This is a genomic window from Mycobacterium sp. (genome assembly GCF_019243155.1).
Lineage (GTDB): Bacteria > Actinomycetota > Actinomycetes > Mycobacteriales > Mycobacteriaceae > Mycobacterium.
Genome location: NZ_JAFAUS010000123.1, coordinates 1 through 9,595 on the forward strand (window position 1 = coordinate 1; position 9,595 = coordinate 9,595).

The following is a 9,595-nucleotide window of genomic DNA, read 5'->3' on the forward strand; positions in this document are numbered from 1 at the left end:
GGATATCGGTTGGCACGTCCGTGAGTCCCGAGACTTATGCCGATAACAGACCGCATAGCTACCTAGGGTGGACGATCCTGGGGTCAATCTGGGGCGTTTCAGCCCGTCTGAGATGCCCTCAGGCGCCGCGGAGGGTGACAACGGGGACGGTCGGCGGCGGGAGCTACGGCCCGTGCCACGGGGCAGCAGAAACCGTGGGTCGCCGATCGTGTGCTTGTTCAAACCGCTGGACTGTTTATGCGGGCGGTCAGGCCTCTAACGTTGGACGCGCAAGGGCGCTGGGAGTCAAACAACGGGAAATCGGCCGCGATGCGGCAGCTCGGACAGGTGCGAGGCAGCTATCCCTCGTCAGTCCACAACCGCTCGGTCAGATCTTCGAACGTCACCAGGACGACCGGGTCGTCGCGGCGCATCAACGCGGACTTGCTCATCCGGGCCCGCACCGGCCAACCCTCGCAATGCTTCAGCTCCACAACAAGATTCGCCAACGCATCCACGCCGGTCAATGCGAATACCGTGGCCGGCACAGTGTTGAAGACCAGCGGGAACGTCAGTCCGGCCAGCCGGTCCTGCTGGTAACCCACCATTTCGGCAAATGACGTGTTCGCGTACAGAATGACGCCGTCGCGGCCCATCGCGAGCGAGGGAATCGGGAGCCGCTCCAGCACAACGACTGCCGGCATCCGCGTCAAAATGTCCATCGGCAAGTCGTCGGGACTGCCATTGCGCCGGCGCTCAACGGGCCAGCTGCACGCCTTCTGCCTGGAAGGAACGGGGCGCGGAATCTCCGACTCGGTGGTCACGAATGACATAGCGCTCCTCCTTTTAGAAGCAGGCCGACCCGGTTGGGCCGGTCCCCGCTGCGCCTCGGTGCGACCACTTGGGCAGATACCGAAGTTGCATCTGAAGCCGAAGGATACATACTACTTTGCATCTAGTAAACGCCTTAACAAACTAGTAGTCTGCTAGTAAATTACCTTGCAGTAAAAGCCAAGGTCATCGCTAGGGCGCAGGAAGCCATGTGCAAAAGGCCACAGCGGAAGGGGCAGGCGGAAATGACACCGCCGCTCTGCGCGGGTCAGCGCCGTCGTCGGCTCATCGACCCCTATCATCGTCGAGAGGCACTGCATTGACACGACCGGCTTTGAGTGAAGCCATCCCGCCGCCGGACGGCGCCGGCGACGAGACAGGAAGCGCGATGACCGAGGCCAGCGAACGACGAGCCGGCAACACGCGCCATCGGCTCATCGCTGCTGCCTCGCGCCAATTTGCGCACCGTCCATACAGCGTGGTCAGCCTCGACGACATTCTGGCCGAGGCCGAGCTGACCAAAGGGGCGATGTATTTCCATTTCCCCTCCAAGCAGGCGCTGGCATTAGCGATCATCGACGATCTCACCGCGATGAGCAACGCGGCGATCACCGAGCTGCTTGCCCGCAAGATGTCGGGACTGGAAACGCTGATCGACCTCGTCTACCTGCTCGCCGTCCAGGACACCCAACACGAGGTGGCCCGGGCCGGCGGTCGGCTGCTGGAGAGTCTCGACAACACCACCGACATGCCCACCACGCTGTGGCAATCATGGACAGATTTCGTCAGCACCCTCATCAAGAAGGCGATCGCGGAGGGCGACGTCATCGAGGACCTGGATCCCGTGGACGTTGCCAAGATGCTGGTGGCACTGCTGGTGGGCATCCGCCGGGTCAGCGAGCCCGACCAGCCCGAGCAGCATCTCGATAACCTGCAAAAGGTGTGGATCCTGTCGTTGCCGAGCTTCACCAACATCGACCGGATCGACTACTTCACCCAATTCATCAAACGACGCTATTCACTTGCCCTGAAAAAGGTTGTCGCCGAGCCGCTGTCGGTTGAGCTGCAAGCCACTGCCGCATCGACCCCCGGCGACAACTAGCCAAACGCGCTCGCAATCGCCATCATCGAACAAGGCGCCGACCTGACGCGTGCAAATCATGTTCTCCCGCAATGTAAAACGCGACCCATGGATTGCGGCTTGGACGCCGTGACGTCCGCGGGGCCGCCTCGACCGAGCCGGCAGATCAGGGCTCGTCGACCCAGAGCCGTTCCGTCAAGTTCTCGAAGGTCACCAAAACGACCGGGTCATCACGGCGCATCAGTGCGGACTTGCTCATCTTGGCCCGCACCAGCCAGCCTTCGGAATGCTGCAACTCCACAACGAGATTCGCCAGGGCGTCGACCTCGGACAGTGCGGTCACCGCGGCAGGCTCGATATGGAAGATCTCGGGGAACGCAGACCCGGCCAGCTGGTCCTGCTCGTAACCCACCATCTCGGCGAAGGCCGAGTTAGCGAACAGGATCATGCCGTCGCGCACCATGGCAAGCGTGGGGACGGGGATCCGCTCCAGCACCACGACCGCGGGCAAGCGCGTCAGAATCTCGGTCGGTGTTTCACCTGTCCGGTTGCGCCGTCGCTCAACCCGTTGACCCTTTTCCACACCGGTGCCCTCACGAGAATGGCCTTGAGAGCCGCCATCGAGTAACCGCGCATTCGCCATGCACGGACAGTAGCAAGACGGACGCATCTAAGCATCAGATCAGCAAAAGATGCAGGCCGCCGCGAGTGGCACATTCGCCCGTCGATCGCTCCGGAATCGGCTCGTCCGCCGCCGCCGGTCACCTGACCGAAAACGCCCGAACTTTGCCTCTATCCCTATCGGCTCGCCGCATCGCGTTGCTGACCTGCAGAAAGTTTGGCTGCTTCTTCTTACTCCGTTGTATGAGGTTAGCTACCTACCTTCAGGACCTCGTCGACCATCGAAACACGCGTGGTAGCTGAGTGATTGATCATTTCATAACGATCTCATAACGATGGTCACGACTATCTGTAACACTGGTTACGGCTAAGCCGGGACCGCCGCCGGTCGCAGGCGCGAGAGCCACTCGATGGTGCGTTTGACTCCCTCGACGAGGTCGGTATCAGGTTTCCAGCCCAGCGCCTGACCGGCCAGCGTGGGATCCAGGGCGCTCGCATACAACTCGCCGCTGCGAGCGACGGTGTATTCGGGAGTGCACGAGACGCCGACCGCCTCGGCGATCAGTCGGTGAAGCTCGGTCACCGTCGTCTGGACGCCGGTACCGACGTTGAAGGTGCCGGTCGTTGCCATCGGCGCGTCGGCGGCGCACAGGAAGGCGCTCGCGACGTCGTCGACGTAAACGTAGTCGCGGGTCGCGGTGCCATCGCCGTAAATGGTGGTGGGCCGACCGCAGAGCATCGCGCTGCCGAAGGCGGCGACCACTCCCGCTTCCCCATGCGGATCTTGCCGTGGCCCATAGACATTCGCGAGCGCCAGGCAGATGGGCGCGATGCCGTACGTGCTGGCGTATGCGCGCACGTACATCTCGCCGGCGACCTTGGCCACCGCGTGCGGCGAAAGCGGGTCCACGGCGGTGTCCTCGGTGGCGGGCAAGGTGGTTGGCGCGCCGTAGCGGGTGCCCCCCGAGGCCGCGTAGATGAACCGCGACACCCCGGCGCGCCGACAGGCTTCCAGAAGATTGATCGTGCCCAGCAGATTGTTGCGAGCGTCGTGCTGGGGATCGTCAATCGACCTCCGCACCGAGACCTGCCCGGCCAGATGGAACACCACGTCCGGGTTGCACGACGCGACGATGTCGGCCAGGCCCGGGCGCTGGACGTCGAAGGCCACAAAAGTGAAGCGGCCCGGCCCGTTGTGCCGGTGTGCCGACCCGAGATTGGCGGCGGGAGAACCGGCGCTCAGGTTGTCGACTCCCGTCACCTGGTGCCCCTCCACCAGCAGGCGATCTACCAAGGTGGAGCCGATGAATCCGGCGGCGCCGGTGACGAGGGCGCGCATCACCGGCCGTCGACGTCGTCGTCCTGGCGCGGTACGCCATACCCGATCGGCCCGTATCCCGCCGCGACCGCTTCGAGCACGGGAGCCACGTTCGCCGCCAACCACACGTGCTGGTTCGGCGGCGTGGCGCGCTTGCGCCACAGGTCGGCGACACGGTGGAGCCAGGTCAAGAGGATCGCGACCTTCTCGTCGATCTCCGCATTGGTGCACTGGCGCTTGCCGATCTCCGCGTCGGTTCGCTCGCGCGCGGCAGCCAGCGCGTCGCGCTCGCCCGCCGAGAGGCCGCCGGTCCGCAGCCGATCAGCGACGAGATTGCCGAGTTCGACTCCCTCTACCTGGCAAGCCACGGTCAGCACCATCAGGTACTCGTCGATCACCGCCGGCCGGCCCGGCCGCGCACCGCCCCAGTCCACGATGCCGGTCACCCGTCCTTGGGCGCCGGCAACCCGGACGTTCGCGGGCGTGTAATCGCCGTGGGTCCAGCTCACCGGTATCCGCTGACCGATGAGGGCCTGCCGAAGCATTCCCCCGAGATGGTCCACCTGCGCCACCAGCCGAGGATCCAGCCGCTGGCACATGTACGTCACGTCCGCCAACGGTTCGATGACCCATCGCCGCAGGTAGCAGATGTTGTCCATGCCGACGAATGTGGCCGTCCGCCGGTGCAGCGGCGCGATGGCGGTCAAGGCCGAGACGGTCAGCTCCGCAGCATAGTTCGGTCGGCGCAGCAGCACCGCCGCCAAGTCCATTCCCGGCCGGTAGGACTCCACCGAGGTCGTGGCGTCGGTGCGCTCGTTGAAAGCCAGGATTCGCGGCACCAGCTCGCGCCATTCCTCATCGAGTCCGTGGTGAACGGCTAATTCGGCCAGCACCCGCCGCTGTGTACGCAGTTCGGCGGCTCCCGTAACTCCATGCGCCACCTTCAGAACCCCTGCGGGAGGCCCCTGCTCGGGATGAAGGACGACCACTTTCGTGTCGCTGACGAGTTCAGCGGGCGGCGCACCGAGTTCGACGTCGATGAAACCAAGCGGAAGGTCATTCAGGTCGATAAGCCGGGCTGACGAGAGCGCCGCCGTCGATTTTGCTCGCCTCGTGCTCATTGGCCACCCAATTCGGTTGGGTTCCAGGGCGAAACGGTATTCATGTTTCGGCTGCCAATCTGTGCGTCGGGGGCTACGCGGCCCTGGCGAATGGGTTGCTACCAGTCGTACCCGGTTAGGTCTTGGTGTGGAGGTGCTCGTGGATCGCCGCACTCATCGTCTTCGGCGATCCGCCCGTGTGGGGTCCCATGCTGCTCCTAACACGCCGACGCTCTGCGGGCCGCGGCTATGGCGGCACCGCTAAACTGCGGCCATACCGATCACTCACCAGCAACCTGACCTTACATACTATTTGTAGCGCTGTAAACCTGTTAACCAACTTTTAGTATCAAAAGTTACTAAGCCGCCTGTCAGGGGCTTGGCGCTACCTCTTCATTAACCTGGCGGCACATCAAGTGACCGCCCGACGCGCCCGTCGCAGGCGTCAATTCGAAGAAACCTCATCGAAAGCCGATAGAAATGAGCCAGGATCCGGTCGCGTCGACCCGCGCTCTCCTCACCGACACCGCTGTCTTGCGGCACGGCTTCCTCGACGTGCTGGGTGAATCGGCAAGTTCCCCGGTTCCGACTGTCGCGCAGCGAGCCATGAACAGCCCGTTCGTCGCGACCGTGTACGAGCGGATCTGGCGCCCTACCGCGTTTTACCTGGCCAGCGGTGTCACCACCCGGGCCGAACAACGGCGCGCGGCGTCGGCTCTGCGCCTGCCCACCGCGAGGCGATTGCTCGACGTCGCCTGCGGCCCCGGCAATTTCACCGGGCCGCTTGCTCGACAACTCTCCGATGGCGGCCTGGCCGTTGGTTTCGATATCTCTGAGCCGATGCTGACTCGCGCCGTCCTGGACAACAGCACGCCCGACATCTGTTATGTGCGCGGCGATGCCCGGGCGTTGCCGTTCGCCGACGCGACCTTCGACGCCGTCTGCTGCTTCGGAGCGCTGTACCTGATGCCCGAACCGTTTCGCGTCGCGGGTGAGATGCTGCGGGTGCTCAGGCCCGGGGGTCGCATCGCGGTCCTGACGAGTTATGTCTCCGACGCTCCTGTGCTCCGGCAGGCGCTGCGCACCGGCGCCGGCGTCATCGGGCTCACCATGTTCGACCGGCACGCGTTCGTCGAGTTGTTCGCCTCGGCCGGTCTGGTCGACGTCGAGCAACAGACTCAGCGCGCCGTGCAGTTCGTCGCGGCCACCAAGCCGGAGTGACGCGGCGCGGATAATCAGGAAGCCGCTTCGCAGACGCCGAGGATCCGGACCAGCGGCGTGCCTTCCTCACACTCCAGGACCCACGGATCGCCGCCGTCGACCGGCTCCGACATGAGGGTGAACATCACCGGTCGACCGCTTCGCTGCGACATCTGTGTGCATTCGACCTGGAATAGCCGATAGTCGCCGTCCTGGTGGATGGCGAGAGAGAACCCGGGCCGGACGGACTCGACGGGCACCTTTTGCACGTAATACTTCACGTTCATTCGACGGACCGTAGGCCCGACGCAACTTAACCCGACGACGCCACGCGCCCTCTTAGGCAATGTTCAGGCAAATTTTGGGTCGGCATCAGTCTTCGCCGGACTCAGGTTGCAGGACGAAATCGACGATGATCTCGGCCATGTCATCGATCGCTTTGTGCGCGATCACCTCATATCCATGGGTGCTGAGCGTCGGCAGGCACAGCAGGCCGGCGCGGGGTGTCAGGCCACTGGCCTTGGAATGTGAGGCATCGGACTCGAAGGCACCCAGCGCGGCCGCCTGTGGCGACATCCCTCGATCCTCGGCGATTTGCATCAGGCGGTCTGCAACTTCTTTGTCATAGACGCACAGGGCGTCGCTGTAGCCGACGATCGGACCGCCGGTGACGCTGGTGCCGTACTCGCGTTCGGTGGGGCCCACCTCCAACGCAAGGGTGAGGACGCCGGGCAGGGTCGCGCTGGCGTAGGAGCCGCCCACTCCGCCGATCTCCTCGTTGGTGGTGAACACGAGGTAGATGTCCTTGAAGGGACGCTGCCCGCGCTCGCGCAGTAAGCGAGCGGCGCGCAGCAGCGCGGTCACCGCGGCGCGGTCGTCGAGGAAGTAAGCGCCGACGTAGTCCCCCACGTCGACCAGCGTCCTCTTGCTGCGGTCCACGCAGACCCGGGTCCCGGCGTGTACCCCAGCGGCGGCCAGGTCATCGAGGGTGCGGCCGGTGAAGACATAGACGTGACGCCAATCCAGCGCGCGATCGCCTTGGTCGGGCTTGGTCTCCCAGATCCGCGGGCTCTCCTTCGTCGTGTGCTCGGAGCCCAGAGTCAGCACCGCCGTGATCGTCTCGTGCTGACCGAGTACCGCGACCGGCCCGAGCCCGAAGTTACCGGGATACATCGTCCCCAGCTGTGTCAGGTGCAGCGTGCCGTCGGATTCCACCCGCTTGACGATCATGGACAGTTCGTCCATGTGCGCCATGACCCGCGTTCCGGCGCCCGGTCCGGCCGTGTGTTTCAGCCGGTGGCGTTTGTCGCCCGTCGCCGCGTCGTCTTCGGCGGCGACGTACCCGACGAGGTTTCCGGCATCGTCGGTCCACATGTCGTCGACAAAGGGTTGGAGTTCGCGGGCGCACACGTCGCGTACCGCGTCCTCCTGGCCACCGGGCCCGTAAGCGAAAAGTAGCTCTTGCAGCAGGCCGTCCGTTGAGTCGCGGTGTGCCATGAGGTCCTTCCCGTCGTCGACACATGGACCAGTACCCAAAACGGAGGTGCGCGACCCTAGGCGCTTATCTTTCTGTCGACGCGTGCGGGAGCGCGATGAGCTTTTCGGCGATTTCGGTCAGTTTCATGTTCGACTGTTGCGAGAGCCGGCTCAGCAGCTCGAAGGCCGCCGCCGCATCAATGTCGAAGCGTTCCATCAGGATTCCCTTGGCCTGGCCGATGATGTCGCGGTTGGCGAGGGCGGACTCGAGGTTGGCGAGGGCATTTCGAAACTGTCGTTCACGACGGATCGCGTTCCACGCCATCGCGGTGTGTGCGGCGAACACCAACCCGAGTTCGACGGATTCGTCGTCGAACGCACCCGCCGCTTCTGCATGAAAGCTCAACGCGCCCATGAGCTTGCCGTCGTCGAAGAGCCGGAAGGCCACGATTGAACGCACCGGCGTGCGGTCCAGCGCGACGGCGCGATACCGGGGCCAGCGGTCGTCGGTCGCGAGGTCATCGATGCGGATGGTAGGCCTGCTCAACGCAGCGGAGAGGCATGGACCCTCGCGAACCTCACGCTCAACGTCGTCCAGCCATCGGGGGTAAACATGGGTGGCAGCCAGGGTGCTCAGCTGGCCGCCCTTCTCGGCGAGGGCCACGCCCGCATACTGGGCACCGGGAAGGGCCGCCACATCGGTTTCAGCGATTTCCAGCAGCGCCGACTCGTGGTCGGTCTCGCCGCGCCGCTGCAGCTCGTCGAGCTGATTGATCACCGTGAGCAGATGCCCGCGCTGAATGGGTCCCGCGGCTCTGGATCTTTGCAGCCCAGTCGACTCGGAGCTGTCGCCGTCCACCGCCATGGCCCTCCCGTTTGCGCCCCTGCCCCCGAAAGGGGTATGGGACCCACGGTCTGCTTCCGTCGCTGTGGACTATCCCACCTGCCGGTCGCATCCACAATCTAGGGAGGCCCATCGGCGGTTCGCGGTTGTAAATCGTTGGCAGGAAGTGTGTTTTCAGGTGTTGCGATCGCGGAGGCTCAGCGCAAGAACTCAGCTAACCGAGTTCATGCGCTGGCTCCGGCCCAGGTGCTTGACGTTTAGACGCGGGCTGCTGCGTACTTTTTCATCTGGGCTTCTAGCGCTTCCGGCTTGGAGACAAGGCCTACGACGCCGCCGCCATCGCCGCGATCCTCGACGCCGAAATTCTGCACGAAATTGCGGATGCGGCCCTCGCGCACCAACTTCGACGGATAGTGCGGCACCTGCGGTGGCCCGTCGCCGGCCGGGTTCGCCGTCCACCCGATGGTGTCGGGGTGAGTGCCCGGCCACGCGGGTGGGCGTAATGCCATCGACGGGGTATCGCTGAACGCCACCGGTGGAGCGAACCGGGTGAAGGTGCCCCACGGGCTCACCTGGTCCACACCGTGCTCGATCAGGTCCTGCTCAGTGATCGGCGCATAGGGCTCGTCATCGACCGGCTCGACGAGGGTTTGACCGAACGTGGAACAACGGGTGAGCGAGGTGTCGACGTGCCAGTAGCCGCCATTTTCTTCGCGCTCGGCCAGCGCCGCCACCACCGCAATGGCCAACAGATAGCCGGTCAGGTGGTCATTCATCAGAGCGGGAGTCACGGTAGGAGCCTCCAGCCCCAGACCATCGGAGTGCACGTGCGCGGCGCCGCTGACTGCCTGCGCAATCTGCTCAAACCCCCGCCGCCCGCCCCACGGCGTACCGAGGGAGGCGTACGACTCGGACGCGTAGATCAGGTTGGGATTGATTTCCCGCAGTTCGGCCTCGCTCAGACCGAGGTCGTCGAGCGCACCGGGCCGCTGGCTGCTGAGCAGCACGTCCGCGCCGGCCAGCAGGCCGATGAAGCGCTTCTTGCCGTCGGGACTCTTGATGTCGGTCACGATGGTTTTCTTGCCCCAGCCCACACTCAGCCAGATCGGGGTAACCCAGTCACCGCGGGGCGGATGAACCGCAAT

The 9,595-nt window shown here is 64.5% G+C and carries 10 protein-coding genes; 2 read left to right on the top strand and 8 right to left on the bottom strand.

From position 1 onward, the window contains the following. Window positions 1–338: 338 nt before the first annotated feature. Window positions 339–701, bottom strand: coding sequence for a PAS domain-containing protein (locus tag JOZ00_RS06045; protein WP_293341177.1), 363 nt, complete (start codon window positions 699–701; stop codon window positions 339–341). A gap of 443 nt (window positions 702–1,144) precedes the next feature. Between JOZ00_RS06045 and JOZ00_RS06050 the strand changes: the two genes are divergently transcribed. Beyond that, on the top strand, window positions 1,145–1,912 hold the full coding sequence (locus JOZ00_RS06050; RefSeq protein ID WP_293341154.1) for a TetR/AcrR family transcriptional regulator: 768 nt from the start codon (window positions 1,145–1,147) through the stop codon (window positions 1,910–1,912). A 145-nt stretch (window positions 1,913–2,057) separates the two neighbouring features. Here the strand turns inward: JOZ00_RS06050 and JOZ00_RS06055 are convergent, their stop codons facing one another. The 3 genes from JOZ00_RS06055 to JOZ00_RS06065 all read right to left on the bottom strand — a co-directional run bounded on the left by JOZ00_RS06055 (window position 2,058) and on the right by JOZ00_RS06065 (window position 4,951). Next, a complete protein-coding gene (locus tag JOZ00_RS06055; protein ID WP_293341180.1) occupies window positions 2,058–2,414 on the bottom strand; it encodes a PAS domain-containing protein in 357 nt (118 codons plus the stop codon). A 465-nt stretch (window positions 2,415–2,879) separates the two neighbouring features. Continuing rightward, window positions 2,880–3,851 carry an NAD-dependent epimerase/dehydratase family protein gene (locus tag JOZ00_RS06060; RefSeq protein ID WP_293341157.1) on the bottom strand — a complete coding sequence of 324 codons (972 nt, stop codon included), beginning with the start codon at window positions 3,849–3,851 and terminating at the stop codon, window positions 2,880–2,882. Then, window positions 3,851–4,951, bottom strand: coding sequence for an aminoglycoside phosphotransferase family protein (locus JOZ00_RS06065; protein WP_293341160.1), 1,101 nt, complete (start codon window positions 4,949–4,951; stop codon window positions 3,851–3,853). The genes JOZ00_RS06060 and JOZ00_RS06065 overlap by 1 nt, the downstream gene beginning before the upstream one ends. 459 nt (window positions 4,952–5,410) lie before the next feature. On the opposite strand from JOZ00_RS06065, the gene JOZ00_RS06070 reads away from it, so the two are divergent. Beyond that, complete coding sequence (locus JOZ00_RS06070) at window positions 5,411–6,151, top strand: methyltransferase domain-containing protein (protein ID WP_293341163.1); 741 nt, start codon at window positions 5,411–5,413, stop codon at window positions 6,149–6,151. A gap of 14 nt (window positions 6,152–6,165) precedes the next feature. Here the strand turns inward: JOZ00_RS06070 and JOZ00_RS06075 are convergent, their stop codons facing one another. The 4 genes from JOZ00_RS06075 to JOZ00_RS06090 all read right to left on the bottom strand — a co-directional run. Further along, entirely contained in the window at window positions 6,166–6,417 is a 252-nt protein-coding gene (locus JOZ00_RS06075) for a hypothetical protein (RefSeq protein WP_293341165.1), read from the bottom strand. An 85-nt stretch (window positions 6,418–6,502) separates the two neighbouring features. After that, entirely contained in the window at window positions 6,503–7,627 is a 1,125-nt protein-coding gene (locus JOZ00_RS06080; RefSeq protein ID WP_293341168.1) for a M20/M25/M40 family metallo-hydrolase, read from the bottom strand. A 64-nt stretch (window positions 7,628–7,691) separates the two neighbouring features. Next, complete coding sequence (locus JOZ00_RS06085) at window positions 7,692–8,471, bottom strand: GAF and ANTAR domain-containing protein (protein ID WP_293341171.1); 780 nt, start codon at window positions 8,469–8,471, stop codon at window positions 7,692–7,694. Between the two features lie 236 nt (window positions 8,472–8,707). Further along, a partial coding sequence (locus tag JOZ00_RS06090) for a CoA transferase (RefSeq protein WP_293341174.1) occupies window positions 8,708–9,595 on the bottom strand: 888 nt, incomplete at its 5' end.

What these genes read in the sequence shown, in the direction of transcription:
- JOZ00_RS06085 (WP_293341171.1), bottom strand. Translation starts at nt 8,471, where the DNA reads ATGGCGGTGGACGGCGACAGCTCCGAGTCGACTGGGCTGCAAAGATCC.
- JOZ00_RS06065 (WP_293341160.1), bottom strand. Translation starts at nt 4,951, where the DNA reads ATGAGCACGAGGCGAGCAAAATCGACGGCGGCGCTCTCGTCAGCCCGG.
- JOZ00_RS06075 (WP_293341165.1), bottom strand. Translation starts at nt 6,417, where the DNA reads ATGAACGTGAAGTATTACGTGCAAAAGGTGCCCGTCGAGTCCGTCCGG.
- JOZ00_RS06045 (WP_293341177.1), bottom strand. Translation starts at nt 701, where the DNA reads ATGGACATTTTGACGCGGATGCCGGCAGTCGTTGTGCTGGAGCGGCTC.
- JOZ00_RS06070 (WP_293341163.1), top strand. Translation starts at nt 5,411, where the DNA reads ATGAGCCAGGATCCGGTCGCGTCGACCCGCGCTCTCCTCACCGACACC.
- JOZ00_RS06080 (WP_293341168.1), bottom strand. Translation starts at nt 7,627, where the DNA reads ATGGCACACCGCGACTCAACGGACGGCCTGCTGCAAGAGCTACTTTTC.
- JOZ00_RS06060 (WP_293341157.1), bottom strand. Translation starts at nt 3,851, where the DNA reads ATGCGCGCCCTCGTCACCGGCGCCGCCGGATTCATCGGCTCCACCTTG.